General features: G+C 57.6%; 26 protein-coding genes. 15 read left to right on the top strand and 11 right to left on the bottom strand.

The genetic code is table 11. The features are described from left to right. Positions 1 to 107: 107 nt before the first annotated feature. Both ACM6HV_RS26360 and ACM6HV_RS26355 read left to right on the top strand, forming a co-directional pair. On the top strand, positions 108 to 383 hold the full coding sequence (locus tag ACM6HV_RS26360; RefSeq protein ID WP_414905671.1) for a hypothetical protein: 276 nt from the start codon (positions 108 to 110) through the stop codon (positions 381 to 383). A 46-nt stretch (positions 384 to 429) separates the two neighbouring features. Continuing rightward, positions 430 to 666, top strand: a complete 237-nt coding sequence (locus ACM6HV_RS26355) for a DUF2789 family protein (protein ID WP_095666879.1) — start codon at positions 430 to 432, stop codon at positions 664 to 666. Positions 667 to 672: 6 nt separating this feature from the next. On the opposite strand, the gene ACM6HV_RS26350 is transcribed toward ACM6HV_RS26355, so the two are convergent. The 3 genes from ACM6HV_RS26350 to ACM6HV_RS26340 form a co-directional block, all read right to left on the bottom strand. Next, a complete protein-coding gene (locus tag ACM6HV_RS26350) occupies positions 673 to 873 on the bottom strand; it encodes a hypothetical protein (protein WP_007966907.1) in 201 nt (66 codons plus the stop codon). 112 nt (positions 874 to 985) lie between these two features. Further along, positions 986 to 2,209: a methyl-accepting chemotaxis protein gene (locus tag ACM6HV_RS26345; protein ID WP_414905792.1), complete on the bottom strand. Its 1,224-nt coding sequence runs from the start codon at positions 2,207 to 2,209 to the stop codon at positions 986 to 988. A gap of 606 nt (positions 2,210 to 2,815) precedes the next feature. Next, complete coding sequence (locus ACM6HV_RS26340) at positions 2,816 to 3,220, bottom strand: TraR/DksA family transcriptional regulator (protein WP_003225981.1); 405 nt, start codon at positions 3,218 to 3,220, stop codon at positions 2,816 to 2,818. A gap of 539 nt (positions 3,221 to 3,759) precedes the next feature. Here ACM6HV_RS26340 and ACM6HV_RS26335 point away from each other — a divergent pair. The 4 genes from ACM6HV_RS26335 (at position 3,760) to ACM6HV_RS26320 (ending at position 10,445) form a co-directional block, all read left to right on the top strand. Continuing rightward, positions 3,760 to 4,668: a MurR/RpiR family transcriptional regulator gene (locus tag ACM6HV_RS26335; RefSeq protein ID WP_041062907.1), complete on the top strand. Its 909-nt coding sequence runs from the start codon at positions 3,760 to 3,762 to the stop codon at positions 4,666 to 4,668. A 61-nt stretch (positions 4,669 to 4,729) separates the two neighbouring features. After that, positions 4,730 to 5,335 (top strand): glutathione S-transferase, encoded by a 606-nt coding sequence (locus ACM6HV_RS26330; protein ID WP_414905670.1) that lies wholly within the window; start codon positions 4,730 to 4,732, stop codon positions 5,333 to 5,335. Positions 5,336 to 5,337: 2 nt separating this feature from the next. After that, a complete protein-coding gene (locus tag ACM6HV_RS26325) occupies positions 5,338 to 6,444 on the top strand; it encodes a DNA alkylation repair protein (protein WP_414905669.1) in 1,107 nt (368 codons plus the stop codon). A 482-nt stretch (positions 6,445 to 6,926) separates the two neighbouring features. Further along, positions 6,927 to 10,445 carry an NACHT domain-containing protein gene (locus tag ACM6HV_RS26320; protein WP_414905668.1) on the top strand — a complete coding sequence of 1,173 codons (3,519 nt, stop codon included), beginning with the start codon at positions 6,927 to 6,929 and terminating at the stop codon, positions 10,443 to 10,445. Positions 10,446 to 10,781: 336 nt separating this feature from the next. Here ACM6HV_RS26320 and ACM6HV_RS26315 read toward each other — a convergent pair whose 3' ends face one another. From ACM6HV_RS26315 to ACM6HV_RS26290, 6 genes are all read right to left on the bottom strand, one after another. Then, the gene (locus tag ACM6HV_RS26315) at positions 10,782 to 11,438 is read right to left on the bottom strand and encodes a DUF2931 family protein (protein WP_198758166.1); all 657 of its coding nucleotides are present in this window, start codon (positions 11,436 to 11,438) and stop codon (positions 10,782 to 10,784) included. Between the two features lie 31 nt (positions 11,439 to 11,469). Beyond that, a complete protein-coding gene (locus ACM6HV_RS26310; protein ID WP_098964397.1) occupies positions 11,470 to 12,129 on the bottom strand; it encodes a DUF2931 family protein in 660 nt (219 codons plus the stop codon). 11 nt (positions 12,130 to 12,140) lie between these two features. Continuing rightward, complete coding sequence (locus ACM6HV_RS26305; protein WP_198758165.1) at positions 12,141 to 12,797, bottom strand: DUF2931 family protein; 657 nt, start codon at positions 12,795 to 12,797, stop codon at positions 12,141 to 12,143. An 11-nt stretch (positions 12,798 to 12,808) separates the two neighbouring features. Beyond that, positions 12,809 to 13,465, bottom strand: coding sequence for a DUF2931 family protein (locus tag ACM6HV_RS26300; protein ID WP_414905667.1), 657 nt, complete (start codon positions 13,463 to 13,465; stop codon positions 12,809 to 12,811). After that, positions 13,465 to 15,006, bottom strand: a complete 1,542-nt coding sequence (locus ACM6HV_RS26295; protein ID WP_414905666.1) for a DUF2235 domain-containing protein — start codon at positions 15,004 to 15,006, stop codon at positions 13,465 to 13,467. Before ACM6HV_RS26295 ends, ACM6HV_RS26300 begins: the two co-directional genes overlap by 1 nt. 139 nt (positions 15,007 to 15,145) lie before the next feature. After that, entirely contained in the window at positions 15,146 to 15,508 is a 363-nt protein-coding gene (locus ACM6HV_RS26290) for a DUF6124 family protein (RefSeq protein ID WP_003226001.1), read from the bottom strand. A 507-nt stretch (positions 15,509 to 16,015) separates the two neighbouring features. Here ACM6HV_RS26290 and ACM6HV_RS26285 point away from each other — a divergent pair. Continuing rightward, the gene (locus tag ACM6HV_RS26285; RefSeq protein ID WP_108184378.1) at positions 16,016 to 16,555 is read left to right on the top strand and encodes a thioesterase family protein; all 540 of its coding nucleotides are present in this window, start codon (positions 16,016 to 16,018) and stop codon (positions 16,553 to 16,555) included. A 192-nt stretch (positions 16,556 to 16,747) separates the two neighbouring features. After that, a complete protein-coding gene (locus tag ACM6HV_RS26280; protein ID WP_414905665.1) occupies positions 16,748 to 17,146 on the top strand; it encodes a carbohydrate-binding module family 20 domain-containing protein in 399 nt (132 codons plus the stop codon). 209 nt (positions 17,147 to 17,355) lie between these two features. Here ACM6HV_RS26280 and ACM6HV_RS26275 read toward each other — a convergent pair whose 3' ends face one another. Beyond that, positions 17,356 to 17,904 (bottom strand): cytochrome b, encoded by a 549-nt coding sequence (locus tag ACM6HV_RS26275; protein WP_095666897.1) that lies wholly within the window; start codon positions 17,902 to 17,904, stop codon positions 17,356 to 17,358. Between the two features lie 207 nt (positions 17,905 to 18,111). On the opposite strand from ACM6HV_RS26275, the gene ACM6HV_RS26270 reads away from it, so the two are divergent. The 7 genes from ACM6HV_RS26270 to ACM6HV_RS26240 are packed head-to-tail and all read left to right on the top strand — an operon-like array spanning position 18,112 to position 24,433. Further along, positions 18,112 to 18,789, top strand: coding sequence for a thermostable hemolysin (locus ACM6HV_RS26270; protein WP_414905664.1), 678 nt, complete (start codon positions 18,112 to 18,114; stop codon positions 18,787 to 18,789). Next, positions 18,779 to 20,260 carry an AMP-binding protein gene (locus ACM6HV_RS26265; RefSeq protein WP_145596798.1) on the top strand — a complete coding sequence of 494 codons (1,482 nt, stop codon included), beginning with the start codon at positions 18,779 to 18,781 and terminating at the stop codon, positions 20,258 to 20,260. The genes ACM6HV_RS26270 and ACM6HV_RS26265 overlap by 11 nt, the downstream gene beginning before the upstream one ends. Beyond that, positions 20,257 to 20,931 carry a TenA family transcriptional regulator gene (locus ACM6HV_RS26260; RefSeq protein ID WP_414905663.1) on the top strand — a complete coding sequence of 225 codons (675 nt, stop codon included), beginning with the start codon at positions 20,257 to 20,259 and terminating at the stop codon, positions 20,929 to 20,931. Before ACM6HV_RS26265 ends, ACM6HV_RS26260 begins: the two co-directional genes overlap by 4 nt. Continuing rightward, the gene (locus tag ACM6HV_RS26255) at positions 20,918 to 21,727 is read left to right on the top strand and encodes an SDR family oxidoreductase (RefSeq protein WP_414905662.1); all 810 of its coding nucleotides are present in this window, start codon (positions 20,918 to 20,920) and stop codon (positions 21,725 to 21,727) included. The genes ACM6HV_RS26260 and ACM6HV_RS26255 overlap by 14 nt, the downstream gene beginning before the upstream one ends. Then, the gene (locus ACM6HV_RS26250; RefSeq protein ID WP_414905661.1) at positions 21,724 to 22,368 is read left to right on the top strand and encodes a tetratricopeptide repeat protein; all 645 of its coding nucleotides are present in this window, start codon (positions 21,724 to 21,726) and stop codon (positions 22,366 to 22,368) included. Before ACM6HV_RS26255 ends, ACM6HV_RS26250 begins: the two co-directional genes overlap by 4 nt. Before the next feature lie 11 nt (positions 22,369 to 22,379). Beyond that, the gene (locus tag ACM6HV_RS26245; RefSeq protein WP_047295015.1) at positions 22,380 to 23,042 is read left to right on the top strand and encodes a response regulator; all 663 of its coding nucleotides are present in this window, start codon (positions 22,380 to 22,382) and stop codon (positions 23,040 to 23,042) included. Continuing rightward, positions 23,039 to 24,433 carry an ATP-binding protein gene (locus ACM6HV_RS26240; protein WP_145596788.1) on the top strand — a complete coding sequence of 465 codons (1,395 nt, stop codon included), beginning with the start codon at positions 23,039 to 23,041 and terminating at the stop codon, positions 24,431 to 24,433. Before ACM6HV_RS26245 ends, ACM6HV_RS26240 begins: the two co-directional genes overlap by 4 nt. On the opposite strand, the gene ACM6HV_RS26235 is transcribed toward ACM6HV_RS26240, so the two are convergent. Further along, the gene (locus tag ACM6HV_RS26235) at positions 24,404 to 24,982 is read right to left on the bottom strand and encodes a LysE family translocator (protein WP_222015103.1); all 579 of its coding nucleotides are present in this window, start codon (positions 24,980 to 24,982) and stop codon (positions 24,404 to 24,406) included. The genes ACM6HV_RS26240 and ACM6HV_RS26235 overlap by 30 nt on opposite strands. Between the last annotated feature and the right edge of the window lie 20 nt (positions 24,983 to 25,002).

Below are 25,002 nucleotides of genomic sequence, written 5' to 3'. Positions count from 1 at the left end.
ATAGGCACCTGTCGCCAACAGACACTGGCGATTCTAGAGCAGCGATGCTCCTTCCGACTACCCGAACCGACCTGTAACCGTCGGCCATCTCATGAAAAGGACTTCATATGTGCACTCTGACTCACTTTGCCCAGCCTTCCAATCTAGGCATTGACTCGCCGTTCGTGCTGCAAGGCACCGATTTGGCTGACCTTGCGGAGCCCGGAGCGAACAATTACAGACCTCGATTTCAGGTAGTTCCGGCGGGCAACGCGTTCTTTCATATCAAAGAATCATCCACCGGTCGTGTAAGAGGTTTCCGCGAAGATCATAACGAAGCATGCGCCCTTGCCCGCTCGCTTGAATCACGAATCGAACTCTTGTCCAACGACCGCCTCAGATAAAGGGCGAGCGACAGCGCCATTCCGGCCAACGCAAAAGGAGTAAACGATGGAACTGCCAGCCTATGATCTGAAAACCCTGTTCGACCAACTGGGCCTGCCTTCGGAAAACGGGGCAATCGACGATTTCATCGAAGCGCATCCGCTGGACGCCAACACCAAGTTGATCGATGCCGAGTTCTGGACGCCGCAACAGGCGCAACTTCTGAAAGAATGGTTGCGCGCCGACGGCGAAGAAGCGGTGATGGTCGATGAGTTGAACGTACGCCTGCACGACGGACGTTAATAAATGTCAGTGCAGGCTGTCGCCAGGCTCGGCCATCAGTTGCGCGAGCCAGGCAGCCTTGCACTCCTCCGCCTCATCGCGACTGGCGAACGCAGTGCCGCGCCGCTCACCGTTGAGCAGCACCACCCAGCAGACACTCTGGCCCATCGCGCGCAATCCGGCGGGCACACCACTGCCAATCATCACCGCGACATCGACTCTGCACATACTGACCTCTCGATTTCATTAGCTACCTAACTAACGGCCATGGTAATGACTTCGTCGCGGAGGAAACAGCAATGCCCGTGCACAGATTCATTGCGCGAGCGGTAACAATCGATCAGCGCGGAGTCTCTGGCTTATAGCCCAGGCGCAGACCGCCCCAATGCCGGCCCTTGACCATGATCGGCACCGACAGGTCATGCATCAGCTCGCCGGTATCGCGGGTGTACGTCTGCAGTAGCACCGCTTGCTGATGACTGCCGCAGCGAATCCCGGTGCGGTCAGCGAACTTGCGCTTGGTGCGGTTGCCCACCGCGTCGACTTGCTCGTCACCGGTCAAAGGCTGACTGAACGCCAGGTTATGCGTCGGCACATAGCCCTGTTGCGTGCAGGCGATGGCGAACACCAACCCCTCATGACGCGGCAGCAGCGGCTCCTGAATCGCCGGCAGCACCTGATCGGTGTAACGGTCGAAACGGGTCTGAAACTTCGGCGGTTGCGTTCCGGGAATCGGCTGATACTGACGGTCGAACAAATCCTCAAGGCTGATCCGCCCCTGCTCGACATCCGCTTCGAACCGCGCAGCAATCTGACTCGCGCCCTCACGCGCCAGGTCATAGACGCGCTGGTGATAGTCATCCAGACCGACTTCGGCCAGGCGCTCGCTGATGGTTTCCGCCTGGCCTTCCATCTGCACGGCGGCCTCGGCCAGGCGCCGGGTCTGTTGATCGCTGATCGCCAGATCGCTGCGCATCTGTTCGATGGCCTTGAACAGGCTGTCGAGCTGCTCGCGATTGGTTTCCGCACCCCGGGCGATTTCGCCGACCTGATCTTCCACCCCGGCGGCCAACCGGGCGATGTTTTCCAGATGCTGACCGGTGTTCTCGACCTGCTCGACGCCGGTCTGCAGATCACTGGACAGCTCGCGGATCTGCTCCACCACCTGCGCGGTGCGCTGCTGAATGTCGGCGACCATCTCGCCGACCTCGCCCGTCGCCGACGCCGTGCGCGCCGCCAGACCGCGCACCTCATCCGCCACCACCGCAAAACCCCGGCCATGCTCGCCGGCCCGTGCCGCTTCAATCGCCGCGTTCAAGGCCAGCAGATTGGTCTGGCTGGCGATGGACTGAATCACCAGCGTCACCCGTTGAATGTCGTCGCTACGCAGACTCAGGGCTTCGATCAGCTCACGGCTGGCATTGGCGCGTTGACTGAGTTGATGCATGCGCGCAATCGAATCCACCAGTTCGGTGCGCCCCGCCGCGCTGCTGTGATGCGCTTCACTGGCGGCGTCCAGCGCTTCACGGCTGAGCTGCGAGGTGGCGTGTTCGGTGGCGATCATCACTTCGGCGTTGCTGACAATCTGCGCCGCCGCGTCGAGTTGCGATTCCAGTTTGCTCGCCAGTTGCTTGACGGAAAACGCCACACCGGCGGCTGACAGCGCGTTATGACTGGTGGTGTAGGAAAGGTCGCGAGTGAGTTCGGAAATCGCGCTGCCGGCATCGACAGGGGCAACATCGGGGATGGCACGCGAGCGCAGGCGCGGCAGCCAGACAATCAGCACCGCCAGCGGCAGGCCGATGTACAGCGAGCCTCCACCCAGCGTCATGCCGGCAAGCAACAGCATCAGGGCGATGCTTTGCAGGGTCGGAGCGATCCAGCGGTTTTTCGGCAACAGCACTGGTGCGGGCAAAGCCCCAACCAGAGATCCATCTCTCGTCATATCAACACCCCACGCGTGTTCTCATTGTTGTGACTGCATTAAACGCCACTAGAACGCCATTATCCATGGTCCGTTAGTCGTGGAGTCTGCAGCAGGTCAATGGAACGGTGCGCAACATATCGCAGACGAGCAAAAGCAAAGATCGCAGCCCCGTCAGCTCGTCTAGGAGCTGCCGAAGGCTGCGATCTTTTGCAGGCGCCCCCGATTCAGGGGGCAGCCATGGAATCAGGCCTGACGCTGGTGCTTGTCGATCTGCTCGTGACGCTCTTGAGCTTCGATGCAGTATTTGGTGGTCGGGCTGATCAGCAGGCGTTTCAGGCCGATGGCCTCGCCGCTGTCGTCGCACCAGCCAAAACTGTCTTCCTTGATGCGCTCAAGGGCTTGTTCCAGTTGCGGCAGCATGCGCTGGTCGCGATCGATCGCGTTCACCAGCCAGGTGCGCTCTTCTTCAACCGAAGCCGCGTCCGCCGGGTCGGCCGGAGTGTCCAGGCTTTCGATGGCGATACGGTTTTGCTCAATGCGCTCATGGGTTTCGACTTTCATGTTCTGCAACAGCTCAGTGAAGAAAGCGTGTTGCTCGGCATTCATGTAGTCATCTGCCGGCATGGCCAGCAACTTGTCCTTTGTCATTGATATCTCTATAAAAAAACGTGCATTAAGGCGAAATAGGGAGCGTTCCGGCGAACCGTGTCCGGTCGACGAAAAGGCATCGTTTATTGCAAACGCCACCCGGCACTCAATTTACGAAGGGGCGGCAGTCTAAGGCCCGTTTGAGGCCTCAGCAACTGTAAATACCGGGAATTTGTCCGACAAGCCCTGTAAACAGCTCTGACACAGGCGTCATGGCGGTCATCGGAGTGCGTTTATAGCAAGAAATTCAGTCCAACGGCTGTATATAGAAGACAAACGGCTAACCGAGCGGCAGTTGATCGCATTTTTTTCAGCCATGCCGCCCGCGCAGTGCATCGTTTCAGCTGCGCAGACGCCGGAAATCTCCCCTGCCAACTCCCCGCACCCCGCCTATCATCAGGCACACCGTAAATAACTGTGGCGAGGGAGCTTGCTCCCGCTGGGTCGCGAAGCGGCCCCCAACTTTGGGCCTGCTGCGCAGTCCAGCGGGAGCGAGCTCCCTCGCCACAGTGTGATTTGATCAGCCTGAAGGAAGACTTATGCCCCGCCCCGATCTGCCGGCCAACGACGAGCGCCCCCTCGCCAGCCCCCCGATCAATGCCGAGCGTCTGCTGCAACTGATCACCGACGAATACGACACCCTGCCGCGCCAACTCAAACGCATCGCCAGCTACATGAGCCAGCAAAGCGAGCGGATCATGGTCGATCGCATCAGCGACATCGCCCGCGAATGCGAGGTGCATCCGTCCGCCATCGTGCGTTTCTCGCAGCGCTTCGGCTTCAGTGGCTTCAGCGAAATGCAGGCGCTGTTCCGCACCGCCTACACCCACAAAGCCTCGCCGGTGCACAACTACCAGCAACGCATCCGCAGCATGATCGCCAACCAGTCGCAGCAGGCCAGCGACGGCGACCTCGCCCGCGAATGCATCGACGCCACCCGCTCCGGCATCGAACGCCTGGGCCGTGAACTCGACGACGTCGCGTTCGAAAAAGCCGTCGACCTGATCGTCAACGCCGACAACATCTATGTGGTCGGCGTGCGTCGCTCCTTCGCCGTCGCCGACTACCTCGTTTACAACTTGCAACACACTCACAAGCGCATTCACCTGGTTTCCGGGCTGGGCGGCAGTTATCGCGAGCAGATGCGCAGCGTGCGTAGCGGTGATTTGGTGATCGCCATCAGCTTCACCCCTTACGCCAAGGAAACCCAACACTGCCTGCGCTACGCCCGCCAGCAACAGGCCAATACCCTGATCCTCACCGACAGCCATCTCTCGCCCTTGGCTAAAAACGCCAACAGCCTGCTGCTGGTGAATGAAGGCAGCGCATTGGCGTTTCGTTCGCTGAGCGCGACCTTGTGTTTGTGTCAGGCGTTGTTCGTGGCGGTGGCGTATCGGCTGGAATTGAATGTGGATGAGATTCACGAGCAGGCTGGTTTTGACGACTGACATTTGCCTCAGGCTCGGCTAGGTTATGCCTTCCCACCGGTTCGACTTGAAGGAACGCGTCATGAAACTGATCGGCATGCTGGACTCCCCTTACGTGCGCCGCGTGGCGATCTCCGCCAAACGCCTCGGCATCGACCTCGAACATCAATCAGTCTCGGTGTTCCGCCACTTCGAGCAATTCCAGCAGATCAACCCGGTGGTCAAGGCGCCCACACTGATCCTCGATGACGGCGTGGTCCTGATGGACTCCACCCTCATCCTCGACTACCTCGAAGCCGCCAGCGGCAACAGCCTGCTGCCGAGCGACCTCAAACAACGCGCCCACGCCCTGCGCCTGATCGGCCTCAGCCTCGCCGCCTGCGAAAAAGCCGTCCAGCTCTACTACGAACGTAACCTGCGCCCGGCCGACATTCAATACCAGCCGTGGGTCGAACGCGTCGAAGGCCAACTCGCCGCCGCGTTCACCGCCCTCGAACAGGAACTGGAAAAAACCGGCCTGCCCACCGACGGCACCCTGACCCAGGCCGGCATCAGCCTCGCCGTCGCCTGGAGCTTCACCGGCCTCGTCGTCCCCGACCAGATCGACACCCGCCGCTACCCGCACATCGCCCAATACACCGCGTACGCCGAAACCCTCGAAGCGTTCGTCAGCACCCCGATGACCTGACCATGAGCGCCACCGACACCGCCGCCCCGGCGTTAAAGGAAATCTTCAACGCCGAACGCCTGCAACACATCGCCTGCGAAATGAGCGCCGTGTACCCGGCGTTCAAGGCCAAGGCGTTTCTCAAGCACGCCAACCAAGGGCTGGCGGAATTGTCAGTGATGCAACGCATGGCCCGCGTCAGCGAAAGCCTGCACGCCGTGCTGCCGCTGGACTACGAAGATTCCCTTGAAGTCCTACGCCAACTCGCCCCCCGCCTCAACAGCGGATTCGTCAGCATGTGCCTGCCGCACTACGTCGCCAGCTACGGCGGCCACGCCTTCGATACCTCGATGCAAGCACTGAAATACTTCACCACCTTCGGCTCCTCCGAATTCGCCATCCGCCACTTCCTGCGCAGCGACCTCGAACGCTCGCTGGAACTCATGCACTACTGGACCCAAGACGAAAACCACCACGTCCGCCGCCTCGCCAGCGAAGGCACCCGCCCCCGCCTACCCTGGTCATTCCGCCTGGAAGCCGTGCAAGCCAACCCGCAACTGACCGCCGGCATCCTCGATCGGTTGAAAGCCGACGAGAGTCTGTACGTACGCAAGTCCGTGGCAAACCATCTGAATGACGTGACCAAAGAGCATCCGGAATGGGTGCTGGACACGATTGAAGGCTGGCCACTGGAGAACAAACACACGGCGTGGATTGCCAAGCATGCATTGCGCAGTTTGATCAAACAGGGCGATTTGCGCGCGCTGACGGTGATTGGTGCGGGGGCCAAGGCTGAGGTTGAGTTGCTGGATGTGCGGGTTGAGCCGGCAGTGGTTCGGTTGGGTGAAGCGATTACGTTGTCGTTTACGGTGAAGTCGACAGTGGCGCATGAACAACGGTTGGTGATTGATTATGCGATTGACTATGTGAAGGCGAATGGCGGGGTTTCGGGGAAGGTATTCAAGTTGAAGACGGTGGTGTTGGCGGGGTTTGGGGAAGTGGTTGTGGGGAGGCGGCAGGTGATTCGGGATTTTACGACGCGGAAGCATTTTTTGGGGCGGCATGGGGTGAGGGTTTTGGTTAATGGGGAGGTTTTGGGGAGTGCTGCGTTTGAGATCGTTGCTGATTGATACCGGTAATAGATTCCGTTGATCTGGCGGGACTCGGACTGATAGGGAATTACGGATGGGGCTGCTTTCGGCCAAAAGCAGACGTTCTGGAGCGTCGGCTGTCGGCCAGAAGTGGACGTTCGCAACCTAAGGTTAACGGCCTTAGCTGTGGTCCACCGACGGCTGTTCCGGCCATCTGCAGAAGATAGGACGGAGCCAAGCATCTATTTTTACTGTTATTTTGGTTCGTCAAGAATGCAGCAACCACCATTAGAATTGCCATTTCTGCTGATCGCTTAATGGACAAGCGGCTGCTAAAAACTCAGCGCGCTGGGTTCCGCGTTATCAAAAATGCCTCTCCAAGGCGTAAGCGCGTAACCCTAGGGCAGTGGAGCATATAGGTTAGTGAACGTGTTTATTATCTTGCTTTGACTTTACAGAATGGTGTACGTAGTGCGAAGCATGGTCTAAACAATGCGCTATTGGATTGATAAGGAGGCAAATTGGCTGAGTCCGGAGGTCCGACAACGCAGTCGGGAATTTATTACCAAAACAGTATCACTGCGCTTTACATGGGCGCATTACTCGATATCCGGGCACCGATCAATGGCCATTCAAGAGTTGTTTCTGTACGTGTAGAGGCTCCCGAACATATCGATGATATCGTTGTAACCTACGCAAATGGGTCGGTGCTTTATATTCAGGCTAAGGAGCAACTAGCTCTTAAAGGTGAGGCTTGGGAAAAATTTTGGAGTTCCGCCAGAAAACAGACTGAGAAAATTCGTGGAGACACAGATCAGTTTCGACTAGTCCTGGGAACTTTTGGTTCGGCATTGGAAAATCTGCGGGAGACGCTAGAGCGAGCACAAGGAAAAGAAAATATTGGAGAGTGGCGTAGCGCTCTTAATAAGAAGCATAGCGAAATTGCGGATTTAATATTGAATGCACTTTCTTTGCCTGAAGATGATGCTTTTTTTGTAGTAAAAAGAACCCGTGCAGAATTTTTAATACTGAGCTCAGTCGAAACGTCAGGAGTAAGGGACTGGATGCCTCATGCCTCTGAGAGCCCATATGCCCTATACAGTCGATTGCGGGATTGCTGTGGTGAGGCCGCGAGAATTCGTCATACTTTTCGGGCGAATGAGCTATCAGAAACGTTGTTCAAAAAATACAATATCCGCATCTTTGGCACCCAGTCAGATGGTCTTGAGCGATATGGCCAAGCCATAGCCACACAGGTGGATCATATTGGCGTACCTGGCACTTCTATTTCAGTGCATCAAGACGACCTATTTGTTTGGCCTACCATTGTGTCGCTTGATAAAACTGACCGGGCCAATTTTGATGATGAGGACCCATGGCGTCCCCACCGTTACAATGGTGATGAAGTAGATTTACGTGAATTCCCAACGCCGGAAATGAGATTAGTAATTCTCGAAAGCGGCGCTGGCCATGGTAAGTCAACATTACTCCGTGCCACAGTTCGCCGGCTGGCACAGCAGACTACATTTGTCCCGGCTTTCATACATGCAGAGCGGTTGCCTGAACATCCCACAATACAAGATTACTTAAATTCCGACTATAATGCCCAATACCAAGTGACCATAGATTGGACAGTGCTTTGTGAACAGGGACGAGCTGTTTTGTTCATTGACGGCGTTGATGAGCTTAACGATAGCTCCAGGGCTGCCCTAGTTAACATGGTTGGGCGAGCGGTGGCACGTTTTCCAGACATGCCAGTATTGGTCGGAGCGCGCGATGCTTCGGTAACGTCTTTCCCGCCGCAATTCAAATTGTTTCGGTTGCAGCGTCTCGATCACGACCAAATGATTAAGATGTTGCGAGCCTACCTTCGCACTCGAGGGGAAATCGACACAGAAAGAAGCTTAAGTCATGTCCGAGCTTACGAGGAGTTAGAGCTACTTTGCCGAACTCCGCTGTTTCTCGCAATTTATGCCGCCACATTGCCCAGGAGTGGTGCGATCCCCACCAGTAGATCAGAAGTATTGGAGCTTTACATACTGCATGCACTTTCGCCAGAAAGGCATAAAGGTGTAGTTAAGTCCACAATTGGAAAATCACAGCTACGACGGGGAGCCGAAGCAATTGCGTTTCTGTCTTTGGAGCGTAACGAAGCTGCAGTTCCTGAGTCAATGGCACGCTTATGCCTCAGTAAAGCGCTCGGCGACCCCATTGGTGACGATTGCATTGATGCACTAGTCCAAAATGGACTCGTTGAGCGTAGAGGGCCAAGGCTCGCCTTTAGCATTCCTACCATTCAAGAATACTTGGCTGGCTGCGTGTTAGCTCTTGCCGGTAGGCTTGATGCAGATGACTGGCTTGAGAATGTATATCGCCGCCCATGGGCTCAAGCGATTCAATTTGCCGTAGAGAAAATAGACAATGCGGATATCTTATTGCGCCGTCAAATCGATCGCGATGATGATATTTTTTATACTTCATTGAGGCTGGCTGCAAGATGCATTGTCAATGGTGCATCCGTTAGTTCAGAACTTCGGGATATGGTGGCTTCAAAGTTGGCATTTGCCCTAACTAAAGGCGGGCATCAAATCAGAATACAGATTGGCAACTTGATCGCTGACGGTTTTTGCAAGCCACTGCATCCTAGTATCAGAGATGTACTTGTAAGTAGTAATCGTGATATCTACGAGCGAGCCACTATTCTAGTTAGAGTTGGCAGTAGCGAGCTTATGCTTGATTGCCTAAAAGCCGTACTTACGCAAGAAGATATTAGAGAGTTATGGGATTCAGATTGGCATCGTGCAATAGCGCTCGCAAAAAACGAGGCCCTTGAGCTTCTTTTGGAGAGAGCTCGAAAGGAAGGCTCAAGCACTTTATCCTCCGCCGTAATTGCAGAAGTCCTTTATCAATTGCGCGAAAATGAATCGATAAACTGGAAGGCTATTGTTTCTGAAAGTGCTCTCCCGTTGGTTGTTAGGGGCGTAGCAACATTTTTTGTAGAGGAGTACTCCGATGGCTCTCAAAGTGCGTTAATAGAGGCCGCATTCCAAGAAACGGAATATGGCGGCCTCTGGCAAAGCTTTAGCGAGGCTTACATGTCGACAAGTTGGTGGAAAAATCATTTTCGCGGCATGTGTCGAACGGAGCAAGACAGCGGCAAAGTTTATCCCCTTTCTTATTTGAGTAGTAATCGAAGAGAAGGGGTGCCTCAAGAGGTTGTCGATTTACTATCTGAAGTTGCGAACGACATGCTAACTGCTTCCAAGCACCGATATGATATTCAAATAACTCTTGGGGCACTCGGCTACTCGGAGTTCGCTCAAGCCGCCACTGAGCAACTGAATACGGCGAGCACTCAACAAATTCACTCTTGGATTTTCAAGAGCCCATATTTTACTGATGCAATAGTGAAGAATGGGGTGGAGACTATATTTTCCCGAACGTTGCAAAACTCTGAAATTGTTGGAATTATCGAGCAGTTGCATATTTCCATGACTTGGCTTCCGGATGGTGATATTAAGAATATCAAACTGGGCGGCCCATTTAAAAGCCGTAAAGCCCCAAGAGAAATTGATGCAATAGTTTTGTCGCAAGCTGAAAACCTCATAAAGGCGGTAGGAACTCAAAGCCTGGAAGGTAGAAAGCTGCTTTTAATTTGTGCGAAATCCGGTTTGGACTGGGCAAATAAACAGCTTGTCATGTCCATTAATGACTACTTGGGACTTCATGACCAAATCAAAAATGAAGACTGGAATAGATGGTTAGCTCAGAGCATTATGGCGGATCAGATAGATCTTGAATCAAACACGCTTTGGTTAATTCTAAACAAAGGTAAAAATCTGCCAATGCACAGCGTTGTGGAAAGAATTATTGCGAAAGAAGGGCCTGCTGCATATAGCGCTCTAACCGATTTTGTTAATAAGAACCCAAACTCCTCGGCATGGCACGCGACATATTTCTATTTCGAAAGAAATGCTTCAAGAGAAGGGCTGAATATTCGCTTCCAGAACGGAGTGCTTGAAATCACAAAAGTTTCGTGATTGAAAGATGCTCAATATTCGTACCGCGAAGTTTGTAGTCAGCTTTTACAAAAGTAACACGGCATAAAAGTGGGGTTTCGGCAGGACTAGGCGTCGCGTGCTTGTATTGTTAGTGTATATTTCAGCCAGATCCAGTAGCTCGCTATACTCCCCGAGCTACTGGCCCTGGACGGAACAAATGTATATTCAATCGTCAGTTGGCAAAGTTTTTTATTATCCACCGTCTGCTTTTGGCCGAAAGCGAACCTTCGTTGAGCTCAGCATTGACGCGATAGCTGTCAAAAAGGTGACTCACTCAAGACAAACGCCCTGAAAGACAGGCAAGAGAAGTGTCGCCTACCAACTCCCATACGGAATGCCGTACTTTTCGACATACCGCTTAGCCTTCTCACTTACCGGATAGGCATAACGACCACCGTGCTTCCCTTGTTCCGGCCCCAGAGGCTCTATCTCCCCTTGACCGCGAGAAATCTCAACCGGATTTCGGCATGAATCTCTAACCCATGTTTTGAGCACGCCGCCCGGAGCGAGCCCCACGTAAAGTGACGCCATAAAGCGAGCAGTTTTCTCCGGTGTTTCCGGGCAGCGCTGGTGTGTTGACTTCACCATCAGTTGCCTGCCCTCTTCCGGAATTTCGATGAAGCCTTTGTAGGTTTTTTGCTCTGTTATGGATTGCCAGCGGACAAAGATCAGTTTTGGAAGATCGGCGCCCGTCACAGGTCTCCCGCTCCCCGACACGGTTCCCCAACCACGAGCAGATTCCGTGCTGATATCGGGCTCTCCGCTGGCTGCAGTGCTCTTGCCAGCTCTAAAGAAGACTCTGTTATTGATGTCTTGGACGGAGCTGTCCTCTACCCATACCTTCATGTAATTCGGCTGAACGAACACTAATTCCCACCATGGATATTTAGGGTCATTTTCGCCTGTTTCTGGGCCACTGCTTTGGCAGCCGGACAACAATAAAGCGCCCAGCAGTGCAATCGTTGCTTTCATTACAAATGATCCATTCAAGTATTTGTCACGGCTACCAACTTCCATATGGAATGCCGTACTTGTCGATATACCGCTTAGCCTTTTCACTCACAGGATAGGCGTACCGCCCTTCGTTCTTACCTTGGCTCGGCCCCAGTGGCTCAATTTCCGCCTGTGCTCGCGCGACCTTAACTGGGTGATGACATGAGTCTCTTACCCAAACCTGCACGACACCGCCGGGAGCCAGACCGAGATAAACCGATGCCATGAATCTTGCTTGCCGATCGGGAGTTCGCGGGCAGCGCTGATTGACGGACGTCACCATCAACTGCCTGGCCTCTTCCGGAATATCTACCCATGCTTGCCAGGTTTTCTGTTCGACGATTGATTGCCAACGGACCCAGATTCGAACGGGCAGGTCTGCTCCTATCACCCTCCTCCCGCTGCCGCCAACTCCACCAGCCCACCCCCGGGCTGACTCTGTTCCATCTTCAGGCTCTCCCCCGGCAGCGGTGCCGCCGCCGGTTTTGTAGAAAATCCGGTTGTTAACGTCTTGAACAGAACTGTTTTCAACCCAGACCTTCATGTAGTCCGGCTCAATAAACGCCAGCTCCCACCATTCGGACTTCGGGTCATTTTTGGCTGAGAGTGGATCAGTTTCTTGGCACCCTGAGATCAGCAAAACGCAAAGTATCGTTATGAGTTGTTTCATTGGCTTAAGGATTACCAACTCCCGTACGGGATGCCGAATTTATCGATATACCGCCTGGACTTTTCGCTGACGGGATACGCATAGCGCCCTTGGTTCTTACCTTGACTAGGCCCCAGCGGTTCGACCTCTGCCTGTGCTCTGGCGACTTTGACAGGGCGATGGCACTCGTCCCGAACAAAAACCTGTACAACGCCCCCTGGAGCCAATCCCAGATAAATAGATGCGCTGTAGCTGGCCTGTTCCTCCGGTGTTTCCGGGCACCGCTGACTGACCGATTGCACCATCAGTTGCCTCGCCTCTTCAGGCACATCCACCCAAACCTTATAGGTCTGCGGCTCGACAATGGATTGCCAGCGCACGTAAATGCGTTTGGGCAAGTCAGCGCCAATCACTGGTTTCGCAGCCGCGCCCACCGCATGCCAACCGCGTGCGGACTCTTTGCCATTCTCTGGTTCACCACCAGCGGCTGTGCCTCCTCCCGTCCGCGTGAATAGCTTGCCGTTTATGTCTTCGACGGCACTGTCCTCAACCCAGACCTTCATGTAATAGGGTTCGGTGAACGCAAGCTCCCATGAATCGGATTTCGGGTCGTTTTTTACGGAAAGCGGAGAGGCGGACTGACAGCCGCTCAGTAACAACGCGCATACCGCCACAATGCTTAACTTCATAGGTTTACCGCCTACCAACTACCGTAAGGGATGCCGAATTTTTCGATATACCGCTTAGACTTTTCACTGACTGGATAGGCATAGCGCCCGCCGTGCTTCCCTTGCTCCGGGCCTAGCGGTTCAAGTTCGCCTTGAGCATGAGCGACTTGAATCGGGCGATGGCATGAGTCTCTTACCCACGCTCGAAGTACCCCACCCGGGGCCAGCCCCACGTAAAGCGAAGCCATGTACCGAGCGGTCCTTTCAGGAGTTTCCGGGCAACGCTGGTGCGTTGAATCCACCATCAACTGCCTCGCTGACTCTGGAATTTCAATGAAACCCTTGTAGGTTTTCTGCTCTGATATGGACTGCCAACGAACAAAGATGAGTTTGGGAAGATCGGCACCGGTTACCGGAATACCAGAACCACTGACCGTGCCCCAACCACGGGCTGACTCTGTGCCATCTTCTGGTTCACCTCCGGCAGCGGTGCTTCCGCCCGCCTTGAAAAACGTTCTATTTTTGATGTCCAGGACTGAGCTGTCTTCTACCCAAACCTTCATGTAGTCCGGCTCTACAAACCCTAACTGCCACCAAGGAGATTTGGGGTCACTTTCGCCACTTTCGGCTGCGCCCGTCTGGCAACCCGCCAACAGAAAAATGCCCAGCAGAACAATCAATGCTCTCATTACCAAAGCTTCCAATCAGGTACGTGTGGGTGTTGTACGCGAATTGCGTCTGCCGTCGGAGCGTTGATGTAAACGGCCTCGATGCCACTGCCGTCATTTCTTCCGAGAGGGTGATTCCAGTTTGCAGAGGTGTGGATGTATTTGAGCTTAAGCAGTGTTTCTTCCTCATCAGAGGTTTTGTAATCACCGGCAACAAAACGATCACACAAGGCTTGTAGTTCTTCCGGAACCGCGTACTCATCGTTTTCTGGCATGTCGATGAACTGAACACCCTTTTCCTTTGCCAGTTGATACATGACTCTCAAGTAAACCAGTGAAAGCTTACCGCTGACTGGCCTTTTGAGCTGCAGCGCGGCGTACACGCGTTTTTCTCTAGGAGCCAGTCGATCTTGGTTGTCCCTCGGGAGCACGAGCGCGGTGGGTGTCACAACTTCCAGAAGATGCTCAGGCCACCCTTTGGCAACCCACTGACTTTTCAGGCGTGCAGCATCCCGGTAGATCGACGTAGTTGCAACGTCAGTTTGGACAGAGACATCAAGGGCTTGCATGGGGCTGACCAGCACGCATTCCTCGACTTCATCGAGGTAGCTTCCACCGATATCCGAATGAACGCCGGGAAGGGTGTACTCCGGATGGTCGGGCTTAACACGGCTGAGCGCGAAATTCACTCGGCACTCATCGCGAGCAACGAGATGGACAACATCTTTGAAGAACCTGCGGTCCAGGTAAAGCTTCACACCGGGAGCAATAGGACTTGTCACTTGACCAAGATTGGTGAAGCCGGCAATGGATGGCACTGTGTGGAACAGGCCAATAAATCCCATCTTGATACCGTTTCCGTACTGGCTATCAAAATTTCGGCTGAAATCTCGGGCGTAAATGTTCAGCAAATTCCCTAGTGGACCCTGCTTGCCTCGCACGATTTCATTGGAAAAGTGCCGGGCAGCTGCGGCGCCACGGCTGAAGCCAAACGTATCAAAAGTCAGAGACACTATTTCACTGCCGGGACTATCTTGCAGGGCCTCATCAATGGTTTGTTTGATTTGCGCGAAAGACGCCTGCACACGCGCTGCAACACCGGTATCACCTCGCCCCGTACCAGCGCCCACCGTGCTGTCTTTTTTATTGCTGACGGTGCCTATTCCGTCAACATAGACAGGACGTGAAATGCATTTGAAGGCCCCTGAGCCCTCCGCTTTTTCAGTCTTTTTATACAGATCATGCAGTTTTTTAACATTCGTGAGGCCGGCCCCATAACTGCTATCCGGATCACTCATGTAAGGCATGCAACTCGCAGGAATATCCTGCGGCGCAATCGGATGCTGCGCACCACACAGCAGCCCTGCTGCCGTGTTATTCGCATTATTGCCAGTACCATCAAAGAACACCCCAATCCTCAACGCAATGCCGATTTTCTCGGGCTCGCGCGCAGGCTCTTTCCCATGCTTCTCATACTCAGCCCAACGCTGGGCATGAATATCGACGGGTTTGGCTTCTTCGTAGCGGTAGTTTTTCGGGGGGTTGGGAACGTAGCCACTCAATCCTTGATTCCTTGTTCTGATCCTTGAAGAACGGGCCGAAGGGTGACAGCCGAGGCTTGGGGGCGCAAGGCGTGGCTCTGTGCCAGCTCGGTTGAAATTGCCGGGTGCGGCGAGGGTTTGAGCTCGTCGCACCGGGTGGTCAGTGGGCGATTTCGACGTTGTCGAGGGCCTGGTTTACGGCGAGTTCGCCGAGCATGACGACCTGGGCGATGCCCAGTGCGGTTTTGCGGTGGGAGGTGTCGAGTGTGGCGGCGAAGTTGTTGAGCATTTCGCTGGCGGAGCCGAGGGTTTCGCTGGCGTTGGCGAGCAGGGATTCGGTGTCGCACTTCGGGTTGGCGAGGTACATGGGTTCGGGTTTGTGCGGGCTGGCCATGATTTGGGTGGCCGGGGACAGGTAATGGTCGAGGGCGCGTTCGGCGGCTTCGTGGAGTTTTTTGGAATCGAGGGATTCGTAGGGGGATGCGAGGTCGGTTTCTGGCGGGTTGGGTGTTGGTTTGATCATGGTGAAGCTCCTACGTCAAAAAAGGGAGCCATCACTCTCGCTACCAAACGAGGGTGGCGGCCATGCGCAGGTTGGTAGACCGGGACGTAGAAAACCGGCGCGCCCGAAGACGCCCTGTGCATGACCACCATAAAGCCGTGTCGAACAGACACTGCAAATCATGATGCTTATGCAATCTACGAGAACTCAGGGCTACCAAACCCGATCACTGTTTTTCAGCGACCGACAGACGATAGAACCCGCGCTCTAGACGCACAAGCCGGCGGATTCTGGCGTACTCGTAGGCGATGGCGCAAGGCGTTGTAGGGCTTCGGTGGTAACGGCAGGCTTCATATAAACATCCCGATTATTTCCTGTTTATCCGCCGGTTGAACGGGCTACCGATCCATCGCCCACCCGGCAATGATCGGAATGCACTGTTCCGTTCAAAAAAGTCATTTACGCACCTACCTCGCCATCGCTCGGCTCGCTAGAGTGCAGCGCTCTTTTCAACGGGCTGACGTACTGATGAATCTGTGGTTTCGATTGCTCTGCATGCTTTTTCGCCGACCGTGGCGCAAACCGGTCAATGCGCTGGAATCCACCGTGATCCGCATGCGCGTGTGGCCGCTGGATCTCGATTTGAATCGGCATGTCACCAATGGTCGCTACTTCACTATGGCTGACGTCGGGCGCATGGATTTTGTGTTGCGCAGTGGCGCGTTTCGGGTGGCGTTGCGCGCTAAGGCGTTGCCGATTGTTGGCGATACCTGGGGCAAATTTCGGCGTGAGCTGAAGCTGTTCGAAGCGTTTGAAATTCACAGCCGGATGCTTGGCTGGGACGACAAATGGAGCTTCATGGAGCATCGCTTCGTGAGCAAGGGACGGGTGATCGGCGTGGTGGTCATGCGTGGGCTGTTTCGGTCGGCGAGAGGCACGATGGCGCCGGGTGAGTTTGTCAGGGCGTTGGGGTTGCCTGAGCAGTCGCCGGAGATGCCGGCATGGTTGACGTCGTGGTCGGCGAGTTGCGATCTGATGAGTCTTCAGCTCAGGGGTGAGGAGGTTTGAGTGCTTTGGTGGCTGGGCTGGCGTCTTCGCGAGCAGGCTAGCTCCCACAGGTTTCGCGCACGGCTTGGGGTGGGAATAAGGCGCCAGTGACGGTATCGCAAAAGAGTCTGACGGACTGTCAGTTCTTACAGGTCTCTTCCAGTTTTCGCAGGGCTAAGCTGGCCCGACTGAAGGAAAACTGAGGAACTGATCATGGGCCGCATTCGATACTTGTTGCCACTGAGTGCTCTGCTGCTGGCCTTGCAGCCAATGATTGGCGATGCCGGTGTCACCTGGACGTATATTTCGCTCGAGGTGGATTTCCGCTGTGATAACGGCGTCACGACACAAGGCTATAGCGTCTACGCGGTGGGTGATCGGCCGGAGTTAGGGAATTGGGACCCGGCCAAAGCGGTTCGACTCACGCCTTCCGCCTACCCCTCTTGGTCCGGCAAGATAAAATTCAATAACGTAAAAGCCGGTGATGTCGTGGAGTGGAAATGTATCGTCCGCAGTGACAGCAACCCCAGCGACGCGACCTGGCAAACAGCCCCCAACAATCAAGTAACCATGGCTTTCAGTCCCACACCTCTGGCGACGGGAAGCTTCTGAATCGACCGTAAGGTGCCGCGGCTACAAGCTCGAACTCTGGCCTCGGCCGCCGCGAAGTACGATTACGGCAACTGCCCCCCACCTGCCAGACACCACAAAAACCTGTGGGAGCGAGCCTGCTCGCGAAGGCGTCGTGTCAGCCGACATCATCGCTGGCTGACACACCGCCTTCGCGAGCAGGCTCGCTCCCACAGGGATTGGGGTCTGGATTATTCCGTGCGGCCCGGCAACATCCGCACCAGCGTGTTATCCCGCACCCAGTAGTGGTGAAACAGCCCCGCCGCCGCGTGCAGGCCGATCAGCCAGTAGCCGGCGCTGCCCAGCGTTTCATGCCAGTACTTGAGTTGTTTGGCGAAGTCCGGGTCGATGGCGACCGGTGCCGGGACGTGGAAGCCGAAGTACGGGAAGGGTTTGTCGGCGGCGGCGAGCATCAGCCAGGCGAGGATCGGGGTGGCGATCATCAGCACGTACAGCGCCAAGTGCATCAGGTGCGAGATGCCGGTCTGCCAGGCTGGCGGCTTGGGGGTGATCGGCGGGCGTGGGGTCAGACGGCCGAGCAGGCGCACCCAGACCAGCACGAAAATGCTCGCGCCGAACAGGCCGTGGAAGCCCATCAGCAAGCCGCGCGCTTCGCTGCCCTTGGGCATGAAGCCTTTGATTTCGACGCAGGCATAGACGCCGACGAACAGCGCCAGCATCAGCCAGTGCAACGTAATTGACAGTTTTCCATAACGGGTGACGGCGGTGTCGCGGGTCATAAGAAGCGCCTCGTGATTGTCGTAAGCGACGGTCGATTCGTTCGACAGTCTCGATCCGGTTGCAGGGCGAACCGACGGTGCCACCCTGCCCTTGCAGTCTTAAGACAATCTGAAGATTGCCCGTTGATTAACCTTTTTTCACCTTCAGACTTCGTTAAGAAATGCCTCCGATACTGCGCTCAAACCATTGAGGGAGGCGCTCTGCCCATGCCCGATTACCACTGGAACATTCCCCTGCCCCTGCGCTTCGGTCAAGCCGAAACGCCGCAGATGACGTTGACCGGCGCCTTGCCCGACGACGCGCTGCGAGAGACTTTCGAAGCCTTCATCCAGCAGCGTTTTCGCAAAGCCCACGGTGCCGACATTCGGCACTTTATGCCCGAGCTGTTCGGCATGCACAACGGCGACGGTGCGCTGTGTGCGGTGGCCGGGGTGCGCCGAGCGCATGTGGAACCGCTGTTCCTTGAGCGCTATCTGGATGAACCGATCGAACCCTTGATCAGTGCGGCGGCGGATCGTCCAGTTGAGCGTAGCTCCATCGTCGAAGTCGGCAACCTCGCTGCCAGCGACACCGGCAGCGCACGCTTGAGCATCATCGCGATCACCTATCTGTTGGCCATGGGCGGCCTGGAATGGGTGACGTTCACCGGCAACATCGGGCTGGTCAACAGCTTCCATCGGCTCGGTCTGAAGCCAGTCACATTATGCGCCGCCGACCCGGAACGCCTGGGTGACGAGCGTCAACACTGGGGCAGTTATTACGAAAGCAAGCCGTGGGTGCACGTCGGCAACATCCGCGCCGGCTTCGTCCATTTGCGCAATATCGGCCTGTTCACTCGATTGGGCCTGCCGACTTCGATCGAAGGAGCTTGCCATGTCGCTTGAACTGCAACGCTTCCAGGAAACCCTGCGCGAACATGCGCGGCGCAATGACAACGCCACCGCGCTGTGGGGCGATACGCTGAAACTTGATTACGCCACGGTGTATGCCGAGGTGCTGTATCGCCAGGAGCGCCTGCGCGATGAACCGGCGCAAGTCGTCGCCCTGGCGCTGGATAACGGCGTCGATGCGATGCTGTGGGATCTGGCTGTGTTGTTCGAGGGCTTGACCTGCGTGACGCTGCCGCCGTTTTTCAGCCCTGCGCAACGGGCGCATTGTCTGGAACAGAGCCAGGCCGAACGGGTGATTGCCGAACCGGAGCTGGCGGCCGAGCTGCTCGCCGCCGGCTATGAACAGCGCGGCGAGTTCTGGTGCCGCACCTTCAGCGGCCCGAGCCGGATGCCGGCCGGCACCGCCAAACTGACCTTCACCTCCGGCACCACCGGCACACCGAAAGGCGTGTGCCTGAGCGCAGAGAGTTTGCTGCGTGTGGCGCGTGAGCTGGATCACGCGAGCAAACCCACCGATCCACAGCATCATCTGGCGTTGTTGCCACTGGCGATTCTGCTGGAAAACCTCGGCTGCTACGCCGCGCTGTACGCCGGTGCGACCTTGAGTCTGCCGAGCCAGAAAACCTTGGGCATCCAGGGTGCCAGCGGCGTCGACGTCCCGCACTTGCTGGGCTGTCTGGCCGGGCGTGCGCCGGAGAGTCTGATTCTGGTGCCGCAACTGTTGCTGATGTTGGTCAGCGCTGCCGAGCAGAAAGCCTTCGACCCACAAAAACTGCGCTTCGCCGCCGTCGGCGGTGCGCGGGTCTCGGAGGATCTTCTGCACCGCGCGCAGCGTGTCGGCCTGCCGGTGTTCGAGGGCTACGGCTTGTCCGAATGCGCCTCGGTGGTGTGCCTCAATCGCCCCGGCGCGCGGCGTCCAGGCAGCGTCGGCCAGCCGCTGCCGCACGTTGAAGTGCGCCTGGCCGAGGACGGCGAAGTGCTGATCAAGGGCTCGGCGCTGCTCGGTTATCTGGGGGACGCGCCATACGCTGATGAATGGTGGCCGAGCGGCGATCTGGGCGAGTTCGACCCCGAAGGTTTCCTCTACCTCAAGGGTCGCAAGAAGCACCAGTTCGTCACCAGTTTCGGGCGCAACGTCAACCCGGAATGGGTCGAGTCGGAACTGACCCAGCGCCGCCACATCGCCCAGGCCTTCGTCTATGGCGAGGCCTTGCCGCGCAACCACGCCCTGCTCTGGCCGCACCGTGCCGATTGCAGCGACGCGGAGCTGGCCGCCGCAGTCGCCGAAGCCAACCAAGCCTTGCCCGATTACGCCCAGGTGCATGGCTGGACGCGCCTGGCGCAACCGTTCACCGCCGCCAATGGCTTGCTCACGGCCAACGGTCGGCCACGCCGCGAGGCGATTGCCGCGCTGTACCACGCCCAATTGACTGAATCCGCTGTTTCCGAGGAGTCCGCATCATGAGTTTTTTCGACACCCTGCAAGATGCCACGCAGCAGGAACGCCACGAGCTGTTCAATCTGCCGATCATTCTTGACGCCCTGCAAGGCAAGGTCAGCCTGGAAAGCTATCGGGCGTTTCTGGCGCAGGCGTACTACCACGTGCGCCACACCGTGCCATTGATGATGGCCTGCGGCGCGCGCCTGCCGACACGCCTGGAGTGGCTGCGCAAAGCGGTGGCCGAGTACATCGAAGACGAATACGGCCATGAACAGTGGGTGCTCAACGATATTGCCGCGTGTGGCGGTGATCGCGATGCGGTCCGCGACGGCCAGCCCTCGCTGCCGATTGAGCTGATGGTGAGTTTTCTCTACGACCTGATCGCCCGAGGCAATCCGGTGGGTCTGTTCGGCATGGTCAACGTGCTCGAAGGCACCAGCATCGCCCTGGCCACTCATGCGGCGGGGAGCATTCGCGAGCGTCTGGCACTGCCGGACACCGCGTTCAGCTACCTCAGCTCGCACGGTTCGCTGGACATCGAGCACATGCAGACCTATCGCCGCTTGATGAATCAACTGGAAGATCCCGAAGACCAAGCGGCCGTGATTCACGCCTCGAAAGTCGTCTATCGCCTGTACACCGACATGTTCCGTGGCCTGCCGCGTGACGCGGAGACTCAACATGCAGCTGCGTGACGCGCGGGTGGTGTTGACCGGTGCCAGTGGCGGCATCGGCCTGGCGATTACCGAGGCCTTGTGCGCCGCCGGCGCCCAGGTGTTGGCGGTGGCGCGGCATGAGCAGGCGCTGACGCCGTTGCTTGAGCGCTATCCAAATTCGCTGTGCTGGGTCGCCGCCGACCTGACCTTCCTCAGCGACCGGCGCAAGGTGCTGGCCGCTGCCGAAGCCATCGGCGGCATCAACCTGCTGATCAACGCGGCCGGAGTCAATCACTTCGCCATGCTCGAACAGCTCGACGACAGCGACATCAACGCGATGCTCGCGGTAAACATCAGCGCGCCGATGTGCCTGACCAAGCTGCTGCTGCCACTGCTCAAACAGGCCGACAGCGCGATGGTGGTCAACGTCGGTTCCACTTACGGCTCGATCGGCTACCCGGGCTACGCCAGTTATTGCGCGACCAAGTTCGCCCTGCGCGGATTTTCCGAAGCGCTGCGCCGCGAACTGGCCGACACTCGGGTCAACGTGCTGTATGTCGCGCCCCGCGCCACGCGCACGTCGATGAACAGTGCGGCGGCGCAAGCCTTGAACGATGCGCTCAAGGCCAGCGTCGATGACCCGCAAACCGTCGCCTCGGCGGTGATCCACGCGATCGCCGGCGACCGCCGCGACCTGTATCTCGGCTGGCCGGAGCGCTTCTTCGTACGCCTGAACAATCTGCTGCCGCATCTGGTGGATCGAGGCTTGCGCAAGCAACTGCCGCTGATCCGCCGCCTCAGTGAAAAAACCGACAACGAGTCCCTGAAGCCATGAAAAAACTTAGCGCATGCCTGTTGTTCGCCGCCCTCAGCCAAAGCGTCTGGGCACTGGAACCGGCCGATCAGCAGCGTCTGAACGGCATCCAGCAGAGTTGGGCGCACATCCAGTATGAAGTGGCGGAAAAGCAGCGCGCCGCCGCGTTCGAGCAGTTGTCGTCCGAAGCCACTGCCTTCACTACACAGCGCCCGACGGTGGCCGAAGCGTGGATCTGGAAAGGCATTGTCACCAGCAGTTGGGCCGGAGCCCAGGGCGGGCTCGGTGCCTTGGGCAAGGCCAAGGACGCCAAGGCCGATCTGGAAAAAGCCCTGACGCTCGACCCCAAGGCCCTGCAAGGTTCGGCCTATACCAGCCTGGCAGCGCTGTATGATCGTGTCCCGGGCTGGCCGATCGGTTTCGGCGACAGCGACAAGGCCGAGCAACTGCTCAAGCAGGCGCTGCAACTGAATCCGGATGGCATCGACAGCCTGTACTTCTGGGGTGATCACCTCTACCGTCAGAAGCGCTACGCTGAAGCCAGGGTCGCGCTGCTCAAGGCCCAGCAGGCTGCACCGCGCCCGGGCCGGGAAACCGCCGACGCCGGGCGTCGCAAAGAGATCGCTGCGCTGCTGGTGGACGTGAACAAGAAACTCGACTGACAGGAGTCCGCGTGCGTTTATTACTGATTGAGGATGACGTAGCCCTCGGTGAAGGCATTCATCAGGCATTGGGCCGTGAGGGCTACACCGTCGACTGGTTGAAGGATGGCAGCAGCGCGTTGCATGCGCTGCTCAGTGAAACCTTTGACGTGGCGGTGCTCGATCTGGGCCTGCCGCGCATGGACGGCCTCGAAGTGCTGCGCCGCCTGCGCGACAGCGGTTCGAACCTGCCGGTGCTGATACTCACCGCCCGCGATGCCACCGAAGACCGCATCGCCGGGCTGGATGCCGGCGCCGACGACTATCTGGTCAAACCGTTCGACCTCGCCGAACTCAAGGCACGCCTGCGCGCTCTGTTGCGGCGCAGTGCGGGCCGCGCTCAGGCGCTGATCGAGCACGCCGGGATCAGCCTCAACCCCGGCACCCAGCAGGTCAGCTATCAGGGCCAACCTGTGGCGCTGACGCCCAAGGAGTATCAGTTGCTGCATGAATTGCTCTCGCCGCCGGGCCGGGTGATGACCCGCGATCAACTGATCCAGCTGCTTTACGGCTGGAACGAGGAAGCAGAAAGCAACACCCTCGAAGTGCATATCCATCACCTGCGCAAAAAATTCTCCACCGACCTGATCCGCACCATTCGCGGTGTGGGGTATTTGGTGGAGGAACGTCGATGACCTCGATTCGTCGCCGCACGCTGACGCTGATCATCGGCCTGTTGCTCGCCGGTCTTGCCGTGCTCAGCGTGTTCAACGTGCACGACAGCAACCACGAAATCGCCGAAGTCTACGACGCGCAATTGGCGCAAAACGCTCGGTTGCTGCAGGGCGTGATGCGCATGCCGCTGGCGAGCCAGGAACACTCGCAGCTGTATCAGGCGTTCAATCAGGCGCTCGGCGAAGCCAAGCCGCGCGTCGACGGTCACCCTTACGAAAGCAAGATCGCCTTCCAGGTCTGGAACCCGAAAAACGAGGTGCTGGTGCACACCGCCAGTGCCCCTTCGTTCACCGCGCCGCCGACGCGACCGGGTTTCAGTGATGTGGTGGACTTGAACGGTCGCCACTGGCGCGCCTTCATGCTCGAAGACCCGCAAAACGGGCTGCGCATCTGGGTTGGCGAACGCGACGATGTGCGGACCGATCTGGTCGATCGTATCGTGCGCCATACGCTGTGGCCGAACGTACTGGGCAGTCTGATCCTCGCGGCGATGGTCTGGCTGGCCATCGGCTGGGGCCTCAAGCCGCTGGCGAACATGGCCGCGACCCTGCGCGCCCGTCACAGCGGCTCTTTGGAACCGTTGCAACTGACGCCCCTGCCCAGCGAGCTGGAACCGATGCAGGCGGCGCTCAACCGCATGCTTGCGCAGATCCAGGAGGTGCTTGGCCGTGAACGGCGCTTCATCGCCGATGCCGCTCACGAGATGCGTACGCCGCTGGCGGTGCTGCGGGTGCATGCGCAAAACCTGCTGGAGGCCGGCACCGAACAGGAGCGCCGCGAGTCGTTGCAGTTCCTGATTTCCGGGGTTGATCGCGCCAGTCGTCTGGTCAATCAATTGCTGACCATGGCGCGCCTGGAACCGAAATCCAACCCGCCGCCGCTGCAACGCATCGACGTCAGCGAAACCGTGCGCAACAGCCTGGTGCAACTCACGCCGTGGCTGCTGAGCAAGCACCTGGAACTGGCCTTCGAAGACAGCGCACAAGCGCTGCACGTCATGGCCAGCACCGCCGCCATCGACATCGCCCTGAGCAACCTGATCACCAACGCCGCCAACTTCTCCCCGCAGAACGGGGTGATCACCGTCAAGCTGAGCGAGGCCGATGGCTGGTGCCTTTTGAGCGTCGAAGATCAGGGCCCGGGCATCGACGAGGCCGATCGGGCACGGTTGTTCGAACGCTTTTACAGTCGCGGCAACGCCAACGGTGCAGGCCTGGGGCTGACCATCGTCAACACCATCGCGTTGCGCCTGGGCGGACGGATTACGTTGGTCAATCGGCCGGAGGGTGGCTTACGCGCCACCTTGTCGATGCCGCTCAGCTCAGGTGTGCAGCAACGCCGCGGCGGATGAGACGACCAGCAACACCGCGAGGATCCGGTTCAGCCACTGCAACTGCACCGGATTGCTCAGCCAACGCGCTGCACCGCGACCGAGCAACGCCCAGAGCGCCAGACACGGCAACGACACCAGAAAGAACGCCAGGCACAACGCATTCAGCCCTTGTCCCTGCGCGGTGAACACGCTGATCACGGCAATCGCCATCATCCACGACTTGGGGTTGACCCATTGCAACAGCGCGGCGCCAACCAGCCCCAGTTCGGGTTTCTCTTCGCCGGCGGCGGGGTCGATGGCGGTGGCCGGCGCGCTGAAGATCTGCCACGCCAGCCAGAGCATCCAGCCCATTCCCAGCGCACTGATCACCGGGCGCACGCCGGGCAGCATCAAAGTGCTGGCGCCAGCGCCGGCCACCCACACCAGTGACGCAGCACCCGCTCCCGCGCCGAGGATGATCGGCAGGCACGGCCGCCAGCCGCGCCGGGCGCTGGTGCTGAGCACGATCAGATTGGTCGGCCCCGGAGTAACCGAGGCCACGAAGGCAAAGAGGATGAACGCAAGCATGGCACGGCCCTGTAGAAAGT

Origin of the sequence: Pseudomonas sp. IT-P260 (assembly GCF_949768395.1) — a bacterium.
GTDB lineage: Bacteria > Pseudomonadota > Gammaproteobacteria > Pseudomonadales > Pseudomonadaceae > Aquipseudomonas > Aquipseudomonas parakoreensis.
Note: the sequence above shows the minus strand (reverse complement) of the source record. Positions and strands in the feature narration are given on the sequence as shown.

Coding starts and splice junctions, on each gene's coding strand:
- ACM6HV_RS26350 (WP_007966907.1), bottom strand. CDS start 873: ATGTGCAGAGTCGATGTCGCGGTGATGATTGGCAGTGGTGTGCCCGCC.
- ACM6HV_RS26345 (WP_414905792.1), bottom strand. CDS start 2,209: ATGATCGCCACCGAACACGCCACCTCGCAGCTCAGCCGTGAAGCGCTG.
- ACM6HV_RS26305 (WP_198758165.1), bottom strand. CDS start 12,797: ATGAAGTTAAGCATTGTGGCGGTATGCGCGTTGTTACTGAGCGGCTGT.
- ACM6HV_RS26355 (WP_095666879.1), top strand. CDS start 430: ATGGAACTGCCAGCCTATGATCTGAAAACCCTGTTCGACCAACTGGGC.
- ACM6HV_RS26280 (WP_414905665.1), top strand. CDS start 16,748: ATGGGCCGCATTCGATACTTGTTGCCACTGAGTGCTCTGCTGCTGGCC.
- ACM6HV_RS26325 (WP_414905669.1), top strand. CDS start 5,338: ATGAGCGCCACCGACACCGCCGCCCCGGCGTTAAAGGAAATCTTCAAC.
- ACM6HV_RS26275 (WP_095666897.1), bottom strand. CDS start 17,904: ATGACCCGCGACACCGCCGTCACCCGTTATGGAAAACTGTCAATTACG.
- ACM6HV_RS26255 (WP_414905662.1), top strand. CDS start 20,918: ATGCAGCTGCGTGACGCGCGGGTGGTGTTGACCGGTGCCAGTGGCGGC.
- ACM6HV_RS26290 (WP_003226001.1), bottom strand. CDS start 15,508: ATGATCAAACCAACACCCAACCCGCCAGAAACCGACCTCGCATCCCCC.
- ACM6HV_RS26250 (WP_414905661.1), top strand. CDS start 21,724: ATGAAAAAACTTAGCGCATGCCTGTTGTTCGCCGCCCTCAGCCAAAGC.
- ACM6HV_RS26360 (WP_414905671.1), top strand. CDS start 108: ATGTGCACTCTGACTCACTTTGCCCAGCCTTCCAATCTAGGCATTGAC.
- ACM6HV_RS26235 (WP_222015103.1), bottom strand. CDS start 24,982: ATGCTTGCGTTCATCCTCTTTGCCTTCGTGGCCTCGGTTACTCCGGGG.
- ACM6HV_RS26340 (WP_003225981.1), bottom strand. CDS start 3,220: ATGACAAAGGACAAGTTGCTGGCCATGCCGGCAGATGACTACATGAAT.
- ACM6HV_RS26310 (WP_098964397.1), bottom strand. CDS start 12,129: ATGAAACAACTCATAACGATACTTTGCGTTTTGCTGATCTCAGGGTGC.
- ACM6HV_RS26285 (WP_108184378.1), top strand. CDS start 16,016: ATGAATCTGTGGTTTCGATTGCTCTGCATGCTTTTTCGCCGACCGTGG.
- ACM6HV_RS26260 (WP_414905663.1), top strand. CDS start 20,257: ATGAGTTTTTTCGACACCCTGCAAGATGCCACGCAGCAGGAACGCCAC.
- ACM6HV_RS26270 (WP_414905664.1), top strand. CDS start 18,112: ATGCCCGATTACCACTGGAACATTCCCCTGCCCCTGCGCTTCGGTCAA.
- ACM6HV_RS26335 (WP_041062907.1), top strand. CDS start 3,760: ATGCCCCGCCCCGATCTGCCGGCCAACGACGAGCGCCCCCTCGCCAGC.
- ACM6HV_RS26240 (WP_145596788.1), top strand. CDS start 23,039: ATGACCTCGATTCGTCGCCGCACGCTGACGCTGATCATCGGCCTGTTG.
- ACM6HV_RS26330 (WP_414905670.1), top strand. CDS start 4,730: ATGAAACTGATCGGCATGCTGGACTCCCCTTACGTGCGCCGCGTGGCG.
- ACM6HV_RS26315 (WP_198758166.1), bottom strand. CDS start 11,438: ATGAAAGCAACGATTGCACTGCTGGGCGCTTTATTGTTGTCCGGCTGC.
- ACM6HV_RS26300 (WP_414905667.1), bottom strand. CDS start 13,465: ATGAGAGCATTGATTGTTCTGCTGGGCATTTTTCTGTTGGCGGGTTGC.
- ACM6HV_RS26265 (WP_145596798.1), top strand. CDS start 18,779: ATGTCGCTTGAACTGCAACGCTTCCAGGAAACCCTGCGCGAACATGCG.